The 21,676-nt window shown below is 58.5% G+C and carries 26 protein-coding genes; 16 read left to right on the top strand and 10 right to left on the bottom strand.

Going from position 1 to position 21,676, the window contains the following annotated elements:
• The first annotated feature begins 28 nt into the window (after nt 1-28).
• Nucleotides 29-724 (top strand): lipid-binding SYLF domain-containing protein, encoded by a 696-nt coding sequence (locus tag THEVEDRAFT_RS06320; RefSeq protein WP_006583884.1) that lies wholly within the window; start codon nt 29-31, stop codon nt 722-724.
• A gap of 193 nt (nt 725-917) precedes the next feature.
• On the opposite strand, the gene THEVEDRAFT_RS06325 is transcribed toward THEVEDRAFT_RS06320, so the two are convergent.
• Entirely contained in the window at nt 918-1,664 is a 747-nt protein-coding gene (locus tag THEVEDRAFT_RS06325; RefSeq protein WP_006583885.1) for a 2-phosphosulfolactate phosphatase, read from the bottom strand.
• Between the two features lie 73 nt (nt 1,665-1,737).
• Between THEVEDRAFT_RS06325 and THEVEDRAFT_RS06330 the strand changes: the two genes are divergently transcribed.
• On the top strand, nt 1,738-2,196 hold the full coding sequence (locus tag THEVEDRAFT_RS06330; protein WP_006583886.1) for a universal stress protein: 459 nt from the start codon (nt 1,738-1,740) through the stop codon (nt 2,194-2,196).
• Between the two features lie 107 nt (nt 2,197-2,303).
• Here the strand turns inward: THEVEDRAFT_RS06330 and THEVEDRAFT_RS06335 are convergent, their stop codons facing one another.
• A complete protein-coding gene (locus tag THEVEDRAFT_RS06335) occupies nt 2,304-2,741 on the bottom strand; it encodes a hypothetical protein (protein ID WP_006583887.1) in 438 nt (145 codons plus the stop codon).
• 157 nt (nt 2,742-2,898) lie between these two features.
• Here THEVEDRAFT_RS06335 and THEVEDRAFT_RS06340 point away from each other — a divergent pair, with 157 nt between their 5' ends.
• Nucleotides 2,899-3,783, top strand: coding sequence for a YitT family protein (locus tag THEVEDRAFT_RS06340; RefSeq protein WP_006583888.1), 885 nt, complete (start codon nt 2,899-2,901; stop codon nt 3,781-3,783).
• Nucleotides 3,784-3,832: 49 nt separating this feature from the next.
• Here the strand turns inward: THEVEDRAFT_RS06340 and THEVEDRAFT_RS06345 are convergent, their stop codons facing one another.
• From THEVEDRAFT_RS06345 to THEVEDRAFT_RS09875, 5 genes are read right to left on the bottom strand one after another with little or no spacing between them, the layout of a single operon-like run.
• The gene (locus THEVEDRAFT_RS06345) at nt 3,833-4,732 is read right to left on the bottom strand and encodes an ROK family protein (protein WP_006583889.1); all 900 of its coding nucleotides are present in this window, start codon (nt 4,730-4,732) and stop codon (nt 3,833-3,835) included.
• A gap of 33 nt (nt 4,733-4,765) precedes the next feature.
• Nucleotides 4,766-5,548, bottom strand: a complete 783-nt coding sequence (locus THEVEDRAFT_RS06350; RefSeq protein ID WP_006583890.1) for a M55 family metallopeptidase — start codon at nt 5,546-5,548, stop codon at nt 4,766-4,768.
• Complete coding sequence (locus THEVEDRAFT_RS06355) at nt 5,545-6,546, bottom strand: oxidoreductase (RefSeq protein ID WP_006583891.1); 1,002 nt, start codon at nt 6,544-6,546, stop codon at nt 5,545-5,547. The genes THEVEDRAFT_RS06350 and THEVEDRAFT_RS06355 overlap by 4 nt, the downstream gene beginning before the upstream one ends.
• A 46-nt stretch (nt 6,547-6,592) precedes the next feature.
• Complete coding sequence (locus tag THEVEDRAFT_RS09870) at nt 6,593-7,042, bottom strand: DUF933 domain-containing protein (RefSeq protein ID WP_050802099.1); 450 nt, start codon at nt 7,040-7,042, stop codon at nt 6,593-6,595.
• On the bottom strand, nt 7,014-7,685 hold the full coding sequence (locus tag THEVEDRAFT_RS09875) for a GTPase (RefSeq protein ID WP_050802100.1): 672 nt from the start codon (nt 7,683-7,685) through the stop codon (nt 7,014-7,016). Before THEVEDRAFT_RS09875 ends, THEVEDRAFT_RS09870 begins: the two co-directional genes overlap by 29 nt.
• 184 nt (nt 7,686-7,869) lie before the next feature.
• Between THEVEDRAFT_RS09875 and THEVEDRAFT_RS06365 the strand changes: the two genes are divergently transcribed.
• The 4 genes from THEVEDRAFT_RS06365 (at nt 7,870) to truD (ending at nt 11,574) form a co-directional block, all read left to right on the top strand.
• Nucleotides 7,870-8,241 (top strand): response regulator, encoded by a 372-nt coding sequence (locus THEVEDRAFT_RS06365; RefSeq protein WP_425358276.1) that lies wholly within the window; start codon nt 7,870-7,872, stop codon nt 8,239-8,241.
• A gap of 136 nt (nt 8,242-8,377) precedes the next feature.
• On the top strand, nt 8,378-8,635 hold the full coding sequence (locus tag THEVEDRAFT_RS06370; protein ID WP_006583894.1) for a FeoA family protein: 258 nt from the start codon (nt 8,378-8,380) through the stop codon (nt 8,633-8,635).
• On the top strand, nt 8,626-10,398 hold the full coding sequence (locus THEVEDRAFT_RS06375; RefSeq protein ID WP_050802101.1) for a ferrous iron transporter B: 1,773 nt from the start codon (nt 8,626-8,628) through the stop codon (nt 10,396-10,398). Before THEVEDRAFT_RS06370 ends, THEVEDRAFT_RS06375 begins: the two co-directional genes overlap by 10 nt.
• A gap of 3 nt (nt 10,399-10,401) precedes the next feature.
• Nucleotides 10,402-11,574, top strand: coding sequence for a tRNA pseudouridine(13) synthase TruD (truD, locus tag THEVEDRAFT_RS06380; RefSeq protein ID WP_006583896.1), 1,173 nt, complete (start codon nt 10,402-10,404; stop codon nt 11,572-11,574).
• Here truD and THEVEDRAFT_RS06385 read toward each other — a convergent pair.
• From THEVEDRAFT_RS06385 to cobT, 3 genes are read right to left on the bottom strand one after another with little or no spacing between them, the layout of a single operon-like run.
• Nucleotides 11,543-12,313, bottom strand: a complete 771-nt coding sequence (locus THEVEDRAFT_RS06385) for an ABC transporter ATP-binding protein (RefSeq protein WP_006583897.1) — start codon at nt 12,311-12,313, stop codon at nt 11,543-11,545. The genes truD and THEVEDRAFT_RS06385 overlap by 32 nt on opposite strands.
• Entirely contained in the window at nt 12,306-13,286 is a 981-nt protein-coding gene (locus tag THEVEDRAFT_RS06390) for a FecCD family ABC transporter permease (protein WP_006583898.1), read from the bottom strand. Before THEVEDRAFT_RS06390 ends, THEVEDRAFT_RS06385 begins: the two co-directional genes overlap by 8 nt.
• Nucleotides 13,287-13,296: 10 nt before the next feature.
• On the bottom strand, nt 13,297-14,292 hold the full coding sequence (gene cobT / locus THEVEDRAFT_RS06395; RefSeq protein ID WP_006583899.1) for a nicotinate mononucleotide-dependent phosphoribosyltransferase CobT: 996 nt from the start codon (nt 14,290-14,292) through the stop codon (nt 13,297-13,299).
• A gap of 141 nt (nt 14,293-14,433) precedes the next feature.
• Here cobT and THEVEDRAFT_RS06400 point away from each other — a divergent pair, with 141 nt between their 5' ends.
• The 9 genes from THEVEDRAFT_RS06400 to THEVEDRAFT_RS06435 all read left to right on the top strand — a co-directional run bounded on the left by THEVEDRAFT_RS06400 (nt 14,434) and on the right by THEVEDRAFT_RS06435 (nt 21,674).
• A complete protein-coding gene (locus tag THEVEDRAFT_RS06400; RefSeq protein ID WP_006583900.1) occupies nt 14,434-15,060 on the top strand; it encodes a V-type ATP synthase subunit D in 627 nt (208 codons plus the stop codon).
• Nucleotides 15,057-15,404: a hypothetical protein gene (locus THEVEDRAFT_RS06405; RefSeq protein WP_006583901.1), complete on the top strand. Its 348-nt coding sequence runs from the start codon at nt 15,057-15,059 to the stop codon at nt 15,402-15,404. The genes THEVEDRAFT_RS06400 and THEVEDRAFT_RS06405 overlap by 4 nt, the downstream gene beginning before the upstream one ends.
• Complete coding sequence (locus THEVEDRAFT_RS10120) at nt 15,401-15,904, top strand: V-type ATPase subunit (protein ID WP_281054535.1); 504 nt, start codon at nt 15,401-15,403, stop codon at nt 15,902-15,904. The genes THEVEDRAFT_RS06405 and THEVEDRAFT_RS10120 overlap by 4 nt, the downstream gene beginning before the upstream one ends.
• Nucleotides 15,853-16,494, top strand: coding sequence for a V-type ATPase subunit (locus THEVEDRAFT_RS10125; protein WP_281054563.1), 642 nt, complete (start codon nt 15,853-15,855; stop codon nt 16,492-16,494). Before THEVEDRAFT_RS10120 ends, THEVEDRAFT_RS10125 begins: the two co-directional genes overlap by 52 nt.
• Entirely contained in the window at nt 16,485-18,446 is a 1,962-nt protein-coding gene (locus THEVEDRAFT_RS06415; RefSeq protein ID WP_006583903.1) for a V-type ATP synthase subunit I, read from the top strand. The genes THEVEDRAFT_RS10125 and THEVEDRAFT_RS06415 overlap by 10 nt, the downstream gene beginning before the upstream one ends.
• 75 nt (nt 18,447-18,521) lie before the next feature.
• Entirely contained in the window at nt 18,522-18,944 is a 423-nt protein-coding gene (locus tag THEVEDRAFT_RS06420) for an ATP synthase subunit C (protein ID WP_006583904.1), read from the top strand.
• 1 nt (nt 18,945) lies between these two features.
• Nucleotides 18,946-19,260 (top strand): V-type ATP synthase subunit F, encoded by a 315-nt coding sequence (locus THEVEDRAFT_RS06425; protein WP_006583905.1) that lies wholly within the window; start codon nt 18,946-18,948, stop codon nt 19,258-19,260.
• On the top strand, nt 19,257-19,868 hold the full coding sequence (locus THEVEDRAFT_RS06430; protein ID WP_006583906.1) for a V-type ATP synthase subunit E: 612 nt from the start codon (nt 19,257-19,259) through the stop codon (nt 19,866-19,868). The genes THEVEDRAFT_RS06425 and THEVEDRAFT_RS06430 overlap by 4 nt, the downstream gene beginning before the upstream one ends.
• A gap of 45 nt (nt 19,869-19,913) precedes the next feature.
• Nucleotides 19,914-21,674 carry a V-type ATP synthase subunit A gene (locus tag THEVEDRAFT_RS06435; protein ID WP_040825371.1) on the top strand — a complete coding sequence of 587 codons (1,761 nt, stop codon included), beginning with the start codon at nt 19,914-19,916 and terminating at the stop codon, nt 21,672-21,674.
• The last annotated feature ends 2 nt before the right edge of the window (nt 21,675-21,676 follow it).

Consider the following 21,676-nt stretch of genomic DNA (forward strand, 5'->3'; position numbering starts at 1 on the left):
ATAATTTAAGGAGGCATAAGTAGCGCATATGGCAAGACCAATAAAAACCGCCATTTGGATCCTGTTTATCACCCTATGTGGGTTGTTCCTAGACCATGGGGCCGCCGAGGCCTCCATGGAAGGACGAATACGGGAGTGCGCCAGGGTTATAAGGGATATGGCGGGAGAGAACGACGCTTCCACCATGCGGGATCTCATAAGGTCCAGCCACGGGATAGCCATATTCCCATCGGTCGTGAAGGCCGGCCTAGGCATAGGCGGCAAGTACGGCCAGGGGGTCCTTCTCAAACACGACCCATACACGAACCGGTGGTACGGCCCAAGCTTCGTAAACATCGCCGGGCTATCTTGGGGAATCCAGATAGGGGTCCAATCCACCGCCCTGGTCCTGGTTATAAACAACCAAAAGGGCATCGAGGCCTTTGAGGGGGATAAGATAACCTTAGGCGGTGACCTGTCCGTATCCGCTGGGCCGGTGGGCCGAAACGCCCAAGCGGGGACCGATTCAAGCCTCAAGGCATCCATTTACAGCTACTCCATGTCAAAGGGCCTCTTCGCTGGGCTCTCCCTTGAGGGGGCGGTCATATCCACCGAGGGGGACACCAACCGGGCTTACTGGGGAAGGGAGATGTCGGTTCAGCAGATCCTTTCCAAACGGGCGTCAGGGCCAAAGATGGTGCCCCTGCTAAGAGCCCTTAAAGACGCGGTAAAAACGGGTAAGTGATCCCCTTAACAGCATCTCGCGAGATCTAGCAACACAAGACACGAAGCACGATGGGATATTCCGGGAGCCCCTTCAGGGCTCCCGGGCGTTATCGGCCCACTTAAACCGTGGGCCCTTAAACAGTAACCATGGAGAACTAAAACTCCTGCATACCCCAAGATCCCCAATCCCCCATCAGCCGTACTTAAAGGAATCACATTCCCCGGTGAAGCTCCGCGAAGGCCTCGCCAAACCGCCTCGCCTCGACCAGGAGGTCGCACACATCCACATTACATGCCTCCTCTATGTCCCCTAGGAAGCCCATATCAGCCAGGAACATGGCATGAGAGGACCTCTTCAAGATAGCCCCCATCAGATCACCCCTTATCCCCCGGTACTCCTCAATGGCCCTGAGCGCGGAGGCTGATAAATCCACATCGGATCCTCCCCGTATGTCAATCAAACGATCCAAAAGAGCCCCTGCGGCAACCACATCCTCGTAGGACTCAGCCCCTTCGTGCCCGGCGCACAAGACCGCCAAAGCCCCTGCTTCACGAGCCATAAGAGCCGCCGCAGCTCCTAGGTTCCTCATGCAAAAGGGATAAACCCGGTTTGACACCTCAATGGCCTTAAGGATGGCATTGGTACCGTTGGTGGTGGTCATGATAATGCGAAGCCGGCGATCCTTAGGAGCCCCCATGAGCTCCCTAGGTGAGTTCCCACCATCGAAGCCCACCGGAGCCACCCCACCCCGCTCTCCCCAGAGGGACCAACCTTCACCAAGCCTGTCCCTTAATTCCCTTGCCTCCTCCACTGTGCCAGATAAAATCGCGTTTAAGCCTCCAAGCTCAAAAAACACGCTCATCTGCGTGGTAGCCCTCAACATGTCCACCACAAAACAGGATGAGAAGGAACCGGATATCTCCCCTGGGCTCGAGAACACCTCCACCCTGCAGATCATTACTCATAACCTCCTTGCATTCGTGTGATAGAATAAACTTAAGATTTTCACAGCCAGGAAGGGAGTGATCCTGATGCCCAAGAAGATGTTGGTGGCGGCGGATTTAAGCAAGCTGGGCGAGTCAGTTGTAAGGTACGGCTACTCCTTGTCTCACAGGCTCAACATCGAGGCCACGTTCCTCCACGTCATACCCAACTACTACATATGGAGGGGATATGAGCCCTGGCTTCCTCCGGATATCAACCAGGAGGTGCAGCAGATAGCGGAAAAGAAGATGCGCTACTTCCTCAAGAAAGCGGAGGAACAGCTGGGCTATAAGGATCACCCAAACCACAAGCTGGAGCTGCTCTTCGGTGACCCGGCGGAGCAGATAATCGAGTACGCCAAGAAGGAGTCCATGGACCTAATCGTGCTGGGGTACAAGGGGCATAGCACCTTGGAGAACATCATCGTTGGAAGCACCGCCTCCAAGGTGGCACGCTACGCTCCCTGTTCGGTTCTGATATACCGTCCCGGGCACGAACCCATATAGGAAAGCGAAAGGGACACCACAAGGGCCACAGGGACAGCACCGTCCTCCCCGTGGCCCTTCGCTTCGCAAGATCCCTTAAGCAAGTTTTAGGGCCGCCAAGGGGTCCGCTATATTATGAGTTTGCCGCCCCCCTTGGGACCACCCATCTTGTCCAACTGCTGGAGAACGTTGGAGGACGCCACCGCAATGCTCGGCTTCTTGGCCTCCTGGGCCGCATACTCCTGAAGCCTGCGCTCGTACTCCTTAAGGCTCTTCTTCAGGGCCTCCACATCACCTTTGACCCACTGGAGTATCCCCTCCGCCATGGCCTTCACCATGTCCTCCGGGGGGTCAGAGTTGAGCAACCCAAGTTCCTTGAGCATCCGGTGCTCCTCACGAACGGACTCCAGGATGTCGTCATCGGTCACAATGCCCTTCTTGTACAGGACCCTGAGGACTATGTTGAACTTGGTCTTGTTGTTCTCGTCGTTTATGGCCAGGGAATCCACCCGGGCCAGCAACATGGAAAGCACCTCTTCAAGACTTATCTGCATGGGCATGGCCATTACCAATCTCCTCCTCCTTATCGCTGTAAGGCCAATTTTACCACCCACGGGGGGAAAGCGTTATATACTTTACATGCGAAGCTCCATAGAGAACTTTACCTTAAGCACTATAGTATTAAATCAGAGCTCAAGAACCCCAAAGGAGGTGCCGGTACGCATGAACAGCATCAAGTGGCATGGCATGAGGCTCATGGTGGCCATAAAACAGGAGTGGCTTACGCTCCTCAACATCACCTTCGGCTGCGTCATCCTTACGATAGGCATAATGGGACTTACGGTCCCCTATAAACTTCCCGACTCGGGGTTGACCGGCCTTGCGGTGTTGGCGAAGTACGCCTTCGGGCTGTCCCCCGCCTGGATAATAGGACTGGGGAACGTGGCACTTCTCTGGTGGAGCTGGAAGGAGCTCTCCCCCAGGTTCGTGGTGCTTACCGCCTACGGGGTAACCCTGTTAACGGTGCTCATAAGGCTGGCGGACAACCTCCCACACCCCACCATACACGACACGCTGTTGGTGGCCATACTGGCAGGGGTCATAAAGGGGATAGGAGGAGGCATAGTCTTCCGGTGCGGAGCATCCCTGGGCGGAACGGACATCATCGTGATGGTGCTTCGAAAAAGGCTTGGGGTTGAGGTGGGCAAGTACTCGTTCTACATAAACCTTTTCATCCTGGCCCTATCCAGCGCAGTGGTGGGAATCGAAGGTGCCCTATTCGGCTTGGTAAGCGTATATGCCAACGGCGTGGTCACCGACAACGTGCTGAGCAGCTTCGACAGGAGAAGGCTGGTCTTCATCGTATCAAGAGAACACAAAGCCATAACACAGTACATCATTCAGGAGATGAACCGGGGTGTCACGGAACTCATGGGCAAGGGAGGCTACTCCGGGGAAGACAGGCCCACCCTAATGTGCCTACTGACCCCCAAACAAGCCATGGATCTCAAAAGGTTCGTAGCCCAACTGGACCCCAAGGCGTTCATGGTGATCTCCGAAGCCTCTGAGGTGTTGGGGAGAGGCTTTAAGACATGGAAGCAGCTTTAAAAGATCTAATACCCCTCCTCCACTCACTCCCTCATTTGGATCAAGAGGCCTAGTCCCGCATCTCCCCTGCCATGGCGGCCCCCACCAAGGGGGCCTTCTCCATGAGGGACGACAAGATCAACCTGACCTTTCCGCGGAACGCCCCCGCCAGGTACGGTTCAAGCCGATCGGCCAACAGCGGCAGCAAGCCCTGGGCCCTGGACACCCCACCCCCAAGCACCACCGCCTCAGGGTCCAAGAGGTGAACCGCAGAAGCTATTCCCCTGGAAAGGGCATCCAGAAAGTCCTCCAGGGCTTCGGAGGGAGTTCCTTTTACGAAATCATCCCACTGTTCCTTGAAGCTCCTTTTACCCCTAGCTTCAACCCTGTCCGCCCCCGCAAGGGCCTCCAGGTGTCCCAACCCGCCGCAGCCGCAGGGGATGTCATCCCTTACGACCATGTGTCCTCCTTCTCCCGCCATCCCATTGGACCCGATCAAAAGGCGCCCGCGAAGCACCACCCCGCAACCAACACCGGTACCCAGGGTGAAAAGTACGAAGTCCGAAAGCCCCTTGGCAGAACCAGCCATCATCTCCCCGAGGGCGTAACAGTTGGCGTCGTTCTCCCCATAAAGCTCCACGGAAGAACCTGCGGCACAGGAAACCACCGAGGATATCTCCTCAAGGGGCACGTCATGCCAACAAAGGTTCGGGGCGCTTACCAACACCGAGCGGGATCTGTCCAGCATGCCCGGCAATGCCACCCCTCCCCTGCTCGGGAACGGAACCCCCAGGTCCTCACAAAGCTCAAGGGCCTTGAGGGCCAAGACGGTCCCCACAGAGGAAACACTGCGGTCGGGTGGGGTATCCACCACACCGGAGCCCAGGAGCAAGGCCCTTTCAGGGTCCCATATGCCCACCGCAATGCTATGCCCCCCAACGTCCGCTGCCAACCGAAGCCGTGAGGTCATAAAGCCAGCCCCCTCTAGACTAAAGGCAAAGTGCTACGTCCTAATCCGATCGGCTATCATCATGGCGGAAGCCAAGAAGCGCCTGACGTCAAAGGGATCCTCGGTCTCAAACGAGACCTCGCAGGCCCCAACCCGGCGGCTCATGGGCAACAGGCTCACCGCATCCGCAAGCTCAGGACTTGTAAGCTCCACGCTGACCCTATAAGGGGGTTTAAACGGATCGGGGCGGGGAATGCTCCCGGCATCCATGGACCAAATAGCGCTCTTAGCCCCGTCCATCAGCACCTCCACACCCCCTCGAAGGGCCGCAAAGGAACGAGCCCCCAGGGACTCCTTCAACTCACATATTACAGGCCTACCCTCTCCGAAAAGAGCCTCCGCCTCGAAACAAGCGAAGTCATCCCCAGCGATTAGGATGACCGGGGTGGAAAGAACGGCGCTTGAGAACACCTCAAGCCCTATGGGCCCCATACACCTTCCGTTTACCCTTACACCCCTTATAGAAGCCATGCCATCCGATGGCACCGCCCCCTTCTCAGCACCCCACATGGCAGGATAACCTATAAGCATCGCCGCATCGCTTTCCGCCATGAGATGTGGAAGGGTTAAAAGGTTAAAGGGCCCGCTCACCACCGTGCAGAACCGCAGGAACCCAACGGGATCCAACAACCCCTGTGGGTCATCCACCACCACGCAGTTGTCCCCAAGGGACAGCATCTCACACAGGGGCTCCATGTAATGGCTCACCAACCCCTGAGGGGGGTGATTCGCCACACAAGGGAAGCCCTCGGACCTTAAGGATATTAGGATCTTCATGGCTGGGACAACCACTGGGCAACAGAGGAGGGATTGCTAAGCAGCGGCCGTCCCACCCCAACCAAATGGCACACCCCGGACCGGAGCATCCGCTCCGCCCTCTCCGGGCTGCGCACCATACCGGTGCACTCCACCGCGCAGCGCCCTCCCACGGCCTCCATGACGAGCCTGGAGTAGTCGTCGAACCCAAGGGGGGTATCATATCCACACAGGTTGCCGGAGATCCCTATGACATCCACCCCCAAGGAGGCCAGCTCCCTGGCAACCCTTACCCCCTCCTCCGGGGTAAGCCCAGGCCCGGAAGAACCGGGGAAGAAGTCCGCCACCCCAAGCCGAACCGAGATGATCGCATCCTCAAACGCCCCGGCCAAGGCATCCACCACTTGAAAAAGCGGGCGCGCCCGGTTCATCAAGCCGCCGCCATAGCGATCCTTCCTTTGGTTCGTGATGGGACTCAGGAACTGCCCCAAGAGGTAGCCGTGACAGCAGTGCACTTGGACACCCCTGTATCCGGCCTCTAAGGCCCGCCGGGCGGCGCTCACGAAAAGATCGGGCAGCTCCTCCACCTCCCCAGGGGTCATCTCCGCGGGGACAACGCGGTGCTCCCTCATGGGGTTTGGCACCGGAGACGGGGCGACACACCTAAAGGTTGGATCGTTGAGAAGCTCCAGATCCGCCACAGAGCCGCCAGCGTGATTGAGCTGCACCAGCGGCACCGCCCCGGAGATCTCGATGAGGGACGCAACCTCCCGATGGGATTCCACCAAGGGGTCCGAATCAAGCCTCATCTGTCTCACCCTGGCCCTGCCCCATGGATGAACCGCATGATGCTCCATGATCACAAGCCCCGCACAGGAGGAAAGGATCTCCTTGACCCTGCGTAGGGTCCCCTCAGTGGGTCTCCCCTCTGGGGTTGCGGTGGCGGATGCCACCGGCGCCGCCACCAGGCGGTTAGGGATCCTCACCCCCTTTATCTCCAACGGCTCCCTAGGCAACATCACCGCACCCCCTAAAGACATTTTGACCGGATCACCAAACAAGAGATCAGACGTTAAAGCGGATCTCTATGACATCCCCGTCCTTAACCCGATATTCCTTGCCCTCAAGCCTTAGACATCCCGCATCCCTGCAGGCCCCTATGGAGAACCCATGGGCCCTGTAATCCTCAAAGGAGACAACCTGAGCCTTTATGAACCCCCTGGCTAGATCCGAGTGTATGGCCCCGGCGGCGTCCACCGCGGTGGCCCCATCCCTCAAGGTCCAAGCCCTCACCTCGTCGGGGCCGCAAGTGAAGAAGCTTATGAGCCCCAAGAGCGAGTAGGCACCCCTTATCACCCGGTCCCTCCCTGGCTCCGATATGTTCAGCCCCGCGGTGAACTCCGCGGCCTCCTCAGGGGAAAGGTCCAAAAGGTCCATCTCAAGCTGTCCATACACGGACACCCATGGGACCTCTTCTCCCAACTCCTCAAGCAGCTCCCTTCCCCCCCCGGACATCCTCGGGTCCCCGCTGGGTCTCGTCCAGGTTGAGAACCACCATCTGAGGCTTGGCGGAAAGGAAAGAGAAACCCCTTAAGAGCCTCAATTCATCCTGGCTAAGGCCCATCTTGCCTATGGGCACCTCCGAGAGGAGACTCTCCTGACAACGCTCCAAAAGCTCCTTCTCCACCTGTTCCTCCGGGGACAGCTTCTTCTTCGACCCAAGACGGCCAAGACGGTTCTCTATCACCCCAAGATCCCGGTATATCAGCTCCAGGTTGACGATCTTGTAGTCCCTCAGCACGTCCACACTGCCCTCCGGATGCTCCACCGACGGATTAGAAAAGCCCCGTACCACGTGGAGGAGGGCGTCCGCCTCGGCCACAAAGGAGAGAAAGGAGTTGCCAAGCCCCGCCCCCTTGCTGGCATCCCTGGAAAGCCCCGCAAGGTCCACAAACTCCACCTGAGCAGGGGTCCTCTTCCTGGGGTTATGATGCTCCGCAAGCATGTCAAACCGCCAGTCAGGGACCGAAACCACCGCCCTGTTGGGATCGGTCTTGCCTCCGGGATATGGCTTAACCTCCGCCCCTGCCCTGGTTATCACGTTAAAAAGGGTGGTCTTCCCGCTTAAGGGAAGCCCTACTATCCCACAATGAAGCATGTGCCCACTCCTTCCAAAATGGTTCGGCCTTGCACGAAAAGCAAATCCCCAGGAACCTATTTTATCCGAACCAGCCGTTTCCGTCCCTCGGGTGTTAAAATGAATAACAAGGCCGGATACGACCGGAGCGTACAAATCACTCAGCAAGCTTCGTACAAGAGCACAGCAGATAGATAGATTGGAGGTGTCGCCCTTGGCCCGCATAATGATCGCCGATGATGCGGAGTTCATGAGGCTAGTGCTTAGAAAGATGATAGAAAAGGGTGGACACGAGGTGGTAGGAGAGGCGGACAACGGCAGGGATGCGGTTTACCTCTACACCATGCTTCACCCTGACCTTGTAACCTTGGACATAACCATGCCCTTCTTGAGCGGACTCGACGCGGCACAGAAGATAAAGGAAAACCACACGGAAGCCCGGATACTCATGGTATCCGCCATGGGGACCAAGGACAGCGTGGAAAGGGCCAAATCCATAGGGGTTAAGGGATTCATAGTGAAACCCTTCAATGAGGAGCAGGTGCTAAAGGCCATCGAGGAGGCCTTGGTGGACTGATGCCAGAAATTAAACCCCACAAGACTGCTCTCACGACCCGTGGAGAAAGCCTTGGTAGATCGTCGTTCCCCCGGTTTTTAGGTGTGCATACCCATAACACCTCTAACCCCTTGCATGCCGGAACTAGGTGATCCCTATGGACATGAGCCTCCTAAGGCTAAAGGACGGAGAATGGTGCGTGGTCACTAAGATGCCCCACGGGGAGGCGGCTTTGCGCCTTGAAGCCCTGGGGCTCCGAGTTGGGAAGAGGATACAGAAGCTATCAGGCATGCCCTTTCACGGCCCCGTTACGGTGTGCGTGGACGGCCGGCAAGTGGCCATAGGGCACGGGGTGGCGGGAAGGATAGCGGTCTGTCCAGACCGAAGGGAGGTAAGTGGAGCTCCATGCCTTTGATATGCCACAGGGGCCCCCAAGAGCCTTCCGGAGACGACCGATGCGGAAGGCTCCTCCTAATAGGCAACCCCAACGTGGGTAAGAGCGCCCTATTCTCCCGATTGACCGGCTTGGACGCGGTATCTTCAAATTACCCGGGGACCACCATAGGTTTCTTGGAGGGCACCCTTGAGCACCGTGGCAAGTCATACCGAGTCATCGACGTGCCGGGAGCATACACGTTAAGCGCCACCAACGAGGCAGAGGAGATAGCAAGACGCATCGTTGACGAGGGGGCCCAGAGGGCCATAATCGTGCTGGACGCCACCGCCCTGGAAAGAAACCTGGTGCTGGCCATGGAGGTGCTGGAGCGGAAGATACCCTCGGTGGTGGCCCTCAACATGGTGGACGAGGCACGCCACAAGGGGATAATCATAGACATCCAGGCGCTTGAGAGGGAACTAGGGGTCCCGGTGGTCCCCACCGTGGCGGTGACAGGCCAGGGCATCCGGGAACTCCTGGACAAGCTGGACCAGGCCAGGGAGTCGCACCTTCCCCAGTGTTCCAAGGAGGAGCGCTGGAACCGCATAGGCAACGTGGTAGATCGGGTCCAGCGGGTAGAGCATCGGCACCACACCCTGGTGGACAAGCTGGAGGACGCAAGCGTCAACCCCATATGGGGATCACTGCTCGGCATACTGATCCTGGGGGCTTCCCTGTACCTGGTCCGGGGCATCGGAGAGGGGCTCATATCCCACGTGTTCGACCCCTTGTTCGAGGGGCTATTAAGGCCCATCCTGGAGGACCTCGCAAGGAACCTGGGGGACGGCATGCTGAGAAAGGTCCTCATAGGGACCCTATTCCAAGGGAAGATCGATTTCGAGCTGAGCTTCGGGCTTCTAACCACCGGGCTTTACGTGGAGTTCGCCATGGTGCTGCCCTACATAATCGCATTCTACGGGGTTTTAAGCCTTCTCGAGGACGTGGGCTACCTGCCTCGCCTTGCAATCCTGTTCGACGCCCTGCTCCATCGAATGGGGATACACGGCTACGCGGTGATCCCAACGCTGCTAGGGCTAGGCTGCAACGTCCCGGGCATACTGGCCACACGGGTCCTGGAATCTAAACGGGAGCGCTTCATAGCATCCACCCTAATATCCGTGGCGGTCCCATGTACATCCCTCCAGGCCATGGTAGTAGGCGCCCTGGGGGACAGCCCCATGCACATGGGGGCAGTATACCTTACGCTCCTCTCCTCTTGGGTCATCATAGGACGCATACTCCACCGCCTCTTGCCGGGCTTCAGCCCGGAGTTAATCGTGGAGATACCTCCCTACAGACGCCCTTCCCCTTCTGCCCTATGGCTCAAGCTTCGCCTGAGGGTCAAGGACTTCCTCCTAGAGGCAACACCCCTGGTCCTTGGGGGTATATTGCTGGTTAACGGCCTTGAGGCCCTGGGCGTCATGGATCTCATATCCGCGGTGTTCGGCCCCCCAATCAGGTTTCTGACCGGCCTGCCCCCAAGCGCGGCAGGACCTATAGTCATGGGGCTCTTCCGAAAAGACGTGGCGGTGGGACTGCTCCTACCCCTTGGGCTCACGGTCAATCAGATGACCGTGGCGGTCACGTTGCTGGCCATGACCTTCCCATGCATAGCCACATTCGTGGTCTTGCTCAAGGAGCTAGGCTCCAAGGACACCATGAAGTCACTGCTGATCATGGTGATAGCCGCCCTGTCCGCCGGCTCGATCCTGAACGGGATCCTGAAATTGACGACCCATTGAACCATGTGCAAGGCCCAGACCTACCAGCTTAAACGCCTCCCGGAGGACTTCGTGGTTCATGAGGTCCTAGAGGAGGGTTTCATCAAGGACCGAGGAGACTTCATAGTCTACCGGATGGAGAAGAGGGACATGGGGACCCAGGAGGCCGTAGAGGCCATCGCCTCGAAAAGCGGGGTCCCCATTAGGGACATCCGCTTCGGGGGCCGAAAGGACAAAAGGGGAGTCACAAGCCAGTTCATCACTGTCCCCGCAGGGACAAGGGAGCTAACCACGGAGGGAGGCGGGAACATATCCCTCCGCAGGATAGGCTTCGCCCTCTCCCACATAGCCCCCTCAAACATAACCGGCAACCAGTTCACCGTAACCGTCAGGGGACTGGAGAGCCAGGACATCTTCGCAAAACGGGTTTCCAAGGGGGAACAGGGGTTCCCAAACTACTTCGACGACCAGCGGTTCGGCAGCTTGGGCAAAAGCGGAGCTTACTTCGCGGAGAGGCTCATCAGGGGACACCTCAACGGGGCCCTAAAACTCCTTTTAACCGATATAACCCCCGAGGATACCCCAAGGGAAAGGGAGCGAAAGGCCCTCATGGCGGAGATATGGGGAGACTTCAAGGATTGCTTGCCCCTGGCTTCGTCCCCGTGGGCAAAGAAGATCCTATCCGCCCTGGCGGAGGATCACTCATCCAGGGGCATGAAAGGGGCACTGCGGCTTATACCTAGGGAGCAGCTGAGCATGCTCTTCTCGGCCTACCAGTCGTTCCTCTGGAACCTCACCACCAGCAGGCTCATGGAGGCATCCTCTGACGGACATACCGTAATCCTCAGAGGCGGCGAAGTATTCTTCCCTCATGCAAGACCCGAAGGGCACCCCATGTTGGTTCCCACCGCATCTTACAAGATGCCCCCCATGGAAGGGGCCGTCAGGGAGGCCTTTCAACAAACCCTGGAGGAGCGGGGCATAAAGACCTCGGACTTTAACATCCGGTTCATACGCTCCGTACACTTCGGTTCCTACGACAGGGCCACATGGCAATTCCCCAGAGGTTTGAGGATCTCGTCCTCTTCCCCCGACGAGCTCAACCCGGGAAAGCACAAGGCGGTGCTGGAGTTTAACCTGCCAAGGGGAAGCTACGCCACCATGTTCATAAGGTACCTGATGGAGAGGCCGGTATGACCGCCACCTCCCCGTTATCCCCCTTAAGCAGGCTGAAGGGCACCTGGTAAGCCGCTTCCAACACCCCAAGGTCTGGTCGTCCTTCATCCATGGAGGCTATGATACGTCCTTCCCTCATTACGATAACCCTCCGGCTCCAACCAAGGGCCAGGTTGATGTCGTGCAATACCACCAGAACCACCCGGTCCATGGATACCCTATCCAGGAGCGCCATAACCTCCACCGCATGTTTGGGATCCAGCGCCGCGGTGGGCTCATCCAAGAGCAGGACCTTAGGGACCCTGGCCATCGCCCTGGCCAGGGCAACCCTTGCGGATTCCCCACCTGACAGGGTCGCGGCCTCACGATCCGCCAGGGGAAGAACCCCCACATCCGCCATGGCCTTCTCCGCCATGGCAGCCTCCCTCTTTCCGTACCCCCTGAAGGGCCCGACCAAGGGATAAAGCCCCATGGTAACCACCTGACGGACCGTAAAACCCCTATCGAAACCAATGGACTGAGGCATCAGGGATACCAGGGAAGCCCTCTCACGGCTTGAAAGCCTTTGAAGATCCAGTCCATCCAACGTAACCGAACCATGAAACGGCACAAGCCCCCCCAAGGCTTTAAGCAACGTGCTCTTGCCGCTTCCGTTGGGGCCAACCAGGGCGGTCACCCCGCCAGGCGTTAGGGACAGGTGGACCCCACTGATTATCTGCCTGCCGCCCAGGCTTACCGATATCCCATCCGCCCTAAGCATCGCGGCTGCCCCTCCAAACCAGCCATAAGAATACCGGGCCCCCTATGAGGCTTGTCATGACCCCAACCGGCATCTCTCCCAACATCCGGCACAACACGTCCGCCCACACCAGCATGACCCCCCCAAGCAGGGCGGAACAAACTGATAGCCAAAGGCAGGAAGGCCCTAGCAGAAGCCTCATAGTATGGGGGGCCACCAATCCGACGAAGCCTATGACCCCGAACTGCCCCACCACCAAAGCCGCAGCACAGGAGGCCCCAAGGAGGGCTAAGACCCTTACAACTCCCTCGCGGACCCCAAGGGAGGATGGATCCGCCCCGGAGGCGAAGAGGTCAAGCTCCTTGTGAAGCCCAAGGGACGTGCAAAATCCCGAAAGGGCCCCCAAAAGGGATAGGAAAACCCCATACCAAGTGGCACCGGAGAAGCTCCCCATGAGCCACAAAACTATGGCGGACACCTTCTCCCCCGCCAATGCCTTCAGCAGGGTAAGCCCAGATCCGAGGACCGAGCTTACCACCACGCCGGACATTATCATCCCCGATGAGCCGGCACCAAACGACAACCCAAGTACCAGCACCAGGGAGGCAAAACCCCCTGCGAGGGCACCGGCGGAGGGACTAATCCCCAAGAGGATGGCCGCAGCGGCTCCGAACGCCGCCCCTGACGCAACCCCAAGGGTATAGGGCTCCGCCAGGCGGTTTCTAAAGACCCCCTGGAATATCACCCCAGCGCACGCAAGGGCGACACCGGAAAGGAACCCCCCAAGTGTCCTGGGAAGCCTTAGGTACCAGACGACGAAAGAGCCTGAAAGAGCCTCTCCCGGAGGCGGCCCGGAGAGTACGGCCCGGGCGACATCCTGGAACGACATCCCCCACTCCCCCACGGAAGCTCCGAGGATCACACCTCCAAGGGCAGCCAATGATAGCAACGCCGCCGCTATTGGCGGCAGATTCCTGTGAAACCTTGAACCCATGGCCTAAGGTTTATCCACTAAACCCCATCATGAGGGAGTAGATCTCCTCGACCTTCCCGCAAAGTTTTTCCACCGACACCCCCAGCTCCCGGGCGTACCAAAACGCCCCGCCGGCTCCTACCCCCTCCTTGACGTAACCCTTCTCATAGTCCGCAAGACCCTTGTGGGGGGATCGTGAGAAGTCCAGCGGAGCAGCGTAGGGTTCAGCACCTAGTGAAGACGCCATCTCAAGGAAGGCACAGGACCTGTCCTGGGCCACGTACTTGGTGGTGGCCACCACCACCTTCCCATCCCATCCCATGGCCCTCAAGACCGCCAGAACCGCCAACATCTGGGTCCCACCGGCCAGGACCACCCGGGCATCCCGCGGCAGTCCGAAGACAAAACCCGCCACCGCGGCCTGCATGGGATCCCCCATCTCCCGAACGGCCTTAAGAGGGTCATCCCTGAAGGCACCAAATCCGCCGCCACACCTTGAACATCCCTTCTGCCATATGGTCTCCTTGAGGTTTATTGGATTCAGAGGTCCCGCGGAGGACACCATGCCCTCAACCCCCAATGACCTTAAAACCATAAGGGCAGTGGTGGTTCCCCCGGGCACAGATTCCCCTATCACGTAAGGTTCTTTCATCCCACCCATAGATCTGCCAAGCTCACAAGCGGCGTCAAATACCTCCCTGGCATTCGGAACCGCTGAGACGAGCGACGGATCCCCACCGGGATCACACTTGAGATCCACGTGAGGACAGGCCGGGGGAAGGTAAGATCCGCACCGGACCACGATAAACGGGAACCTCGCCATCTCCCAGGCGGCCCGGGTTATAAGCGCCGGCGTCGGATGTCCCTCCGGATCGACAGGCACTGCATCAACAACCCTGGGGCGCCCGTAGTAGAGAACGTCCGCGTCGGCGGCAGCGGTAAAAGGTATCACCGCCGGGTTGGCTCCAGCTGCGGATATGCCGGGTATCTTGCAGACATCACTGGCACCGATGAACAAGAAGAACATCACGTTATACCTCCCTCGTCGATGGGGGTCTTGACTTAAACTGAGCACAGGAGTAGAACTCCATTGCCATGCACCGCCGTTGAAGGATAATCCATAAAAGGGACTTTTGAAAGCCCCTACACCTAAGGGGGTTAAGGACCCATGAAGACCAAGCCAGCACCTACGCGTGGTAACCTGAGCAAGGTCAAGAAGGCCCTGGAACTGGCCAGGAGGGGACATGACCTCCTGGAACAGAAAAGACAGATCCTCATGATGGAGCTCATGAAACACCTTGAGTCCGCCAGGGAGGTCCAGGGGGAGATGAAAAGGCTCTTCGAGGAGGCTTACTCCTCCCTGCAAAGGGCTAACGTTTCCATGGGCATAGATAACGTGGAGGAGATGGCCCAATCAATTCCCGTGACCGATGTCATAACCATACGACTTAGGTCTGTCATGGGGGTTGACATCCCCGAGGTGGACCCCATAGCAGAATCCCCGATGCCAAGCTATTCCCTCATAGGTTCCTCTTGCCCGATGGATCGAGCATACCTTAACGCTCGAAAGGTTTTGTCGCTGATACTCAAGCTTGCGGAGGTGGAAAACTCGGTCTACCGGCTGGCAGTTCAAATAAGGAAGACCTATCGTAGGGTCAACGCCCTGAAGAAGGTGATAATCCCGTACAACCAAGAGGCCGAGAGGTTCATATCCGATGCACTGGAGGAGATGGACAGGGAGGACTTCGTGAGGATGAAGGCGGCCAAGGAGGGCCGGGGAGGTGAAGAGAATTGACATCCCTTGAGGAGACCCTGGCAGTCCTGCTGGGGGCCGAGAGCGAGGCCAAGAGGCTGGTCCAGGAGGCCAAGGATGAGGCAGAGACCCTGATAAGGAAGGGACAGGAGGATTTCATAAGGGAGAGGGACATGCGGATATCCGCCGCCCGCCAGAGGGCAGCGGCGATGCTGGAGAACGCCCGCAACGCCGCCCAGGCGGAGGCGGAGGAGATAATCCGCAACGGAAAGGCCCGAAGGGAGCGAATGCAGCGGGCATTCGAGGATAACGCCCGCCAGGTGGTCCATGCCATCGCCCTTGAGGAGGCGGAGGCCATTCTTGAAGGGAGATACTGGAGGGGATGATAACCTTCAGCGCCAACGGAGAAAGACTCTCCAGCGGGGTAAAGGCCAAGGTAATGCTCTCCAACCTATTGAGCGACGAAACCATGTGGGAACTGCTCCACGACGACAGCATGGAGGAGATAGCTGCTAGGCTCAAGAGGCAGGAGGGCTACAGGGAGTATCTGTTGAAACTACCCCCGGGGGAGATCCATAGATATGACCTGGAGGGGGAGCTTAAACGCATACCTTTGCTGGAAACCGGACAGTTCATCGCCAGGTCCGCAGGGCCTAGGGCCCGTTTCCTCACCGCATGGGGTTGGAGAAAGGACTCGGAGAACCTAAAGTCCATCCTAAGGCATGTCCACACCGGGAGGAAGGATCCCGGGGGACTTAAAAAAAGCTCTACCAGGTCCCCCTATCCAAGGTTCCCTATGAAGCACTGCTCAGCGCGTCCAACTTCGGCGAGGTCCTGTCGTTCCTTAGGGAAACCCCTTATCACTCTCCCCTGGAGGAACCCCTGAGGAAGCTTCAGGAGGGGGAGACCAGGAGCCTGTTCAACGCCGAGATGGCCCTGGACATGACCGCAGAGGGAAGCGTTGCAAGGGCCCTTTCTAAGCTCCCACCGGAGGATAGAGAACAGGTCAAGGGCTTCCTGGGCGAGAGGTGGGATCTCTTTAACCTATACACCATATACAGGGCCAGGTTCTTCTTCCAGATGGGGCCGGAGGAGACCATGGGGCGACTTCTGCCCCATCGTCACAAGCTATCCGCAGAAACCCTGAGGGTTCTTTGCAGAACCCCAAACGAGAAGGCCTTCTCCCAAACCGTATCTCCCACCCCCTATGGGCATGTTTTCAACTTAAGGGTAATAAATGATGACATGGGTATCGAGAGGAACCTTAAAAGGCATCTTCTGATCAAGGCAACGGGTTTTCTCAGGCGCCAGCCGCCATCGTTCCAATCCGCTTTCTTCTACCTATACGTCCGGGAGCTGGAGGTGGAGGACATAATAACCGCCATAGAGGACGTGCGATACGACTACGACAGAAGGAACGCGGCGATGTACCTTTCAAGGCCTCTCATAGCTAGGGGGGATTCCATGTGGCAGTGACGAGAATGCTGGCCCTTACGATAATTGGGCCCGGGAACGAGATGGAGGCGGTGGCCCGGGAAATGGTATTGTGCGGCGGTTTCCAGCCCATGCCGCTGGACTACCTGATATCCGATCGTGCCATACGCTCCAAGATAACCTCAAGACCGGAGAATCCCTACGACCAGCTCCTCAGGGATCTGGCATCCCTTTGGAGCAACGTTGGGGAACCTCTCCCCGAACCCTTTCCGGTCATGGTGGACAAGTCCATGTGCCTGGAGGTGATATCCAGAGAGGTACAGAAGGTAACCCAGGTTGTAAAGATCTGGAAGGATAGGCTTTACGCCCTTGAGGAGAAGCTAGACCACCTGGAGGCCTCCCTGATATTGAACTCCGCCGTGAGGGAGGCGGGACACTCAGGTAAGGACCTCAGCGGAACGAGCTTTTCCAGGTTCTTCTTTGGAAGGGCCACCAATGAGAACTTCAAACGCCTTGAGGATGCGGTGGAAGAGTCACCGGTTATCGTAAGGCCCATCAAGGAGACCCAATCCAGCACATGGTGCCTGGTGTTCACGTTCCCGGGGTATGAGGCAAACGTAAGGAAGCTGTTGGACTCCGTATACTTCAAGGAGTACCCGATCATCCCCTCGGAGATCGAGGAGCCCCTGGAGGAGCTTAAGGACCATATCCAGAAGACCCGCAGGGCCATAGAGGTCCTTAAGGGGGCCTCTCTAAAGCGCCTGGAGGGGGACAGGAAGTGGTATGAGGAGCTCTTCTCCCGGGTCTACACCATGCAGCGGATATACGAGTTATGCGCCAACAGGGGGGAGATAAGCGGACTGTTCGTACTCTCCGGCTGGATACCGGAGGACACCTTCGAACAGGTCAAAGGCCGGATCATGGCCCTTGCCCCAAGAAGCCACATGATCGTGGATGACCTATCCCGCAGGAGGGACGCGGAATGGATCCCAACCCTTCTGAGGAACTCCAGGCTTGTGAGGGCCTTTCAGGATATAGTGGGGCTTTACAGCACCCCCTCCTACGGCGAGATAGACCCGTCCTTTGCGGTGGCGCTGACCTTCTGCTTCTTCTTTGGATTCATGTTCGGGGACGTGGGGCATGGTCTTATGCTTATGATCGGCGCCTGGCTCCTCAAACGGAAAAGGATCTTGAAGCAGTCCATGGCCACGGTACTCTACTACGCGGGCTCTTCGTCCATCCTGTTCGGGTTCCTTTACGGCAGCGTGTTCGGCATGGAAGGGATCCTTCCGTCCCTCTGGCTGTCCCCCATGAAGGACATGGGGCGCCTCATAGGAACCGCTGTAACGGTAGGGGTAGTAATGGTGAGCATAGGCATGATATTCAACATGGTAACCCAATACAGGCGGGGTAACTTCGGACGGCTGCTGTTCGACGGAGGCGGACTTGCGGGTCTCATGTTTTACTGGGGCGCCGCCTTGACGCTTTACTCATCCATCAAGGGTCTCCCGCTGCCGGTCCCATCCTGGGTGATATCGGCCCTCTTGGGGACCTTGGTCCTATGCATGGTATTCCGGGATGCCTTAGCAAGGATCATCCTGAGAACCCCAGAGGAAGAGCACCCGGAACCCTTTTACCTGAAGGCCTTTGAGGCCCTTCACGGGATGATGTCCTTCCTCAGCAACACCGCGTCCTTCGTGAGGCTGGCCGCGTTCGCGCTCAACCACGTGGGGCTCTCCCTGGCGGTGATGATGTTGTCCGACATGGTGAAGGACCTGCCGGGGGGGTTGTTCTTCCGGGCGGTGATACTCATCGCAGGGAACCTGATCATCGTGGGGCTGGAAGGTCTTATCGTGTTCATCCAGACCCTGAGGCTGGAGTACTACGAGTTCTTCAGCAAGTTTTACCGGGGCGGCGGCAGGAGCTTCCGTCCGGTGGAATGGCACCCTAGGGACATGGACGTCACAGGGGGGCACTTTCCCCGGGGAGCCTAGCGGCGGGTTCATCATACAGGTTTGCCTTCAGGGGATCTCAAAAAAATTCTAAAAGATAAACGGAGGGATGTTGTTATGCTCGGACTCATGATTTGCTGTTTCACCGTCGGGACGATGTTGTTGGCAGGATACGGCCTCAAGGGGAAGAGGGTGTCCAACCCGAGGGGGATACTAGGTGCGGCGATCCTGGTCTCCGGGGCCCTAATGCTGTTGGGGGTCACTTTATCCCTGTCGGGGAGCGCATGGGCCTCCGAGGGGGCTCCAAAGGCCGCGGGGGCCCTCGGGGCATCGGGGCTTGGATTCATAGGGGCAAGCCTATCCACCGGTCTTGCGTGTTTAGGGGCCGGGGTTGCGGTGAGCGGGGTCGGCGCCGCCGCCCTGGGTCTTGTGGGTGAGAAGCCCCAGATGCTGGGGACCACCCTCATATACCTGGGTCTAGCGGAGGGAATCGCCATATACGGGGTCATCGTCTCGCTTCTCATAATGGGAAAGATGTAGCATGAGGGCCTTTCTCATAAGCGACAATCACGACACCCTGGTGGCCATGAGGCTTGCAGGCATAGAGGGGGTTGTGGTCCATGGGAAGGAGGCCACGGAGGCGGCCATAGATGAAGTCCTTAGCAGCATGAAGGACGTGGGGATCCTGGTCATAACGGAGCTGGCGGCCAGCGCAGCGCCCCATAAGGTACGGGAGCTTAGGCAGCGGGGAGAACTTCCCCTGCTGGTCGAGATACCAGACCGGCACGGGATGAGGCGCAGCGAGGACTTCCTGACCAGGTACGTTCAGGATGCCATAGGGGTGAAAGTGGGATGACGATCCGGGACGACAAGCTGGAGGCCCTCCGGGAGCTGATCCTTGACCAGGGGGAGGCCAATAGGAGGGAACTCCTTAAGCGGGGCCAAGAGGAACTGGAGGGGTGGCTTAAGGAGCAGCGGGAGAAGCTCGAGCGGGAGGAGGAGTTGATCCTTCAGGACGCCCGCCGACGGGCGGAGGACATAAGGCTAAGACAGGTGATAAACGCCGAGAGGGAGGACTCCCTTGAGACCTTGAGGTTCCAGAACCGACTCATATCGGACGCCGTATCCATGCTTAGGGACGAACTGACCCGTCTTAGGGAGCGGGACGATTATCCCTCCATACTCGCGGGGCTGGCGATCGAGGGGATGGGGGCGGCAGGGCTCGATGGGTCCTACAGGATACGGCTGAGCGCCTCAGACCAGGACCTCGGGGACCGGGTTGTGTGGCTGGTTAAGACCCACCTTCCCGGAGCGGACCTGGTGTTCGACCCGGAACCGGCCCCAATAACCGGGGGGCTGTGGCTCTCCTCGGAGGACCGCCGGAAGGAAGTCCGGTTGGATTGGCAGAGCAGGTCGAAGGAGATGGCGGATCTGGTGGCGGAGAGGCTGCTTCAACTGCTTTAAGGGGGGAGCGATTTGGAGGCTTCTGCTAAAAGAGGGCTAGTTACGATGGTCAACGGCCCGGTCATAAAAGGCTCTTCCATGGGCAGCTTCGGCATGAGGGAAATGGTATACATAGGCGAGAGGAAGCTGCTGGGAGAGATAATCCGCATGGACGGGCAGGAGGCCCTTATCCAGGTATACGATGATACCCAGGGGTTAAAGGTAGGAGAGGTCATAGAGGGCAGCGGCCAAGCCCTTTCGGTACAGCTTGGCCCAGGACTCATCGGGGGGTTCTTCGACGGCATCGCAAGGCCCCTGGATAAGCTGATGGAGCGCCAGGGGATATACATAATGCCCGGCGCCGACGTTCCCCAAACAGACCCGGAAAAGACCTGGGATGTGACGGTGATGGCCCGAAAGGGGGACATGGCATTCCCAGGGATGGTCATAGGGGAGGTTCAGGAGACGCCGCTCCTGAAGCACCGAATAATGGTCCCCCCAAACGTGGAAGGTGAGATAGTTGAGGTAAGGCCATCAGGCCCGGTGAGGTCCGACCAGTGGCTGGCCCTTGTGAAGGACACCTCCGGGAAGGAGGTGGAGATCCCCATGGTCCAGCGCTGGCCCGTGAGGACCCCAAGGCCCTACAGGCAGAGGCTGCTCCCCAACGAGCCGTTGGTTACAGGACAGCGGGTGATCGACGGCCTCTTCCCCATCGCCAAAGGGGGAACCGCCGCCATACCCGGCGGCTTCGGTACCGGCAAGACCGTCACGCAACACCAGCTTGCCAAGTGGAGCGAGGCCCAGGTGGTGGTCTACATAGGCTGCGGAGAGCGGGGAAACGAGATGACCGACGTGCTGGAGGAGTTCCCGGTCCTTGAGGATCCAAGGTCCGGCAGGCCCTTGATGGAGAGGACGATATTGATAGCCAACACGTCTAACATGCCCGTGGCAGCCAGGGAGGCGTCCATATACACCGGGATCACCATGGCAGAGTACTTCCGGGACATGGGATATCACGTGGCCCTGATGGCGGACTCCACCAGCCGGTGGGCGGAGGCGCTGCGTGAGATATCCGGGCGGTTGGAGGAGATACCAGCTGAGGAGGGCTTCCCCGCCTACCTGCCGACTCGACTCGCGGAGTTCTACGAAAGGGCGGGCCGGGTGGTAACCCTGGGAGGCGAAACGGGCAGCATCACCATAATAGGGGCCGTCTCCCCTCCCGGAGGGGACTTCACCGAACCGGTGACCAGGCATACCAAGCGGTACATCCGCTGTTTCTGGGGGCTCGACAAATCCCTGGCCAACGCCAGGCATTTCCCCGCCATATCATGGCTCGACTCCTACAGCGAATACGCCCAGGAGGTGGAGGACTGGTTCGCCTCCCAGGTGGACCCCCGATGGGGGGAGCTGAGGAACAGGGCAACCCAGATCCTAGGGGAGGACAACAAGATCCAGCAGATAATAAGGCTTGTGGGGGAGGACGTGCTGCCGGACGAACAGAAGCTGGTGGCCTTCACCGCGTTCCTGCTCAAGAACGGGTACCTCCAGCAGAGCGCCTTCGGCCCCGACGCGTACTCTCCGCCCTCAAAGGGCTTCGCCATCCTGGAGCGAATACTTTACTTCCACGACCGATGCGAGGGGTTGATAAAGAAGGGCGTCCCCCTATCGCTGCTCAAGGACCACGAATCGGTGGATGCCATGGCACATCTGAGGGAGCTTCAGCCCGATGACGTAAGGGCCTTTGAGGAGCACAAGCGAAGCTTGGACTCCCACATAGAACGGGTTGCCCGTGAAAGGACCGCCGTGGCGCGGGAAGAGACGAGGTGAAA

The sequence above is a fragment of the Thermanaerovibrio velox DSM 12556 genome (assembly GCF_000237825.1).
Lineage (GTDB): Bacteria > Synergistota > Synergistia > Synergistales > Synergistaceae > Thermanaerovibrio > Thermanaerovibrio velox.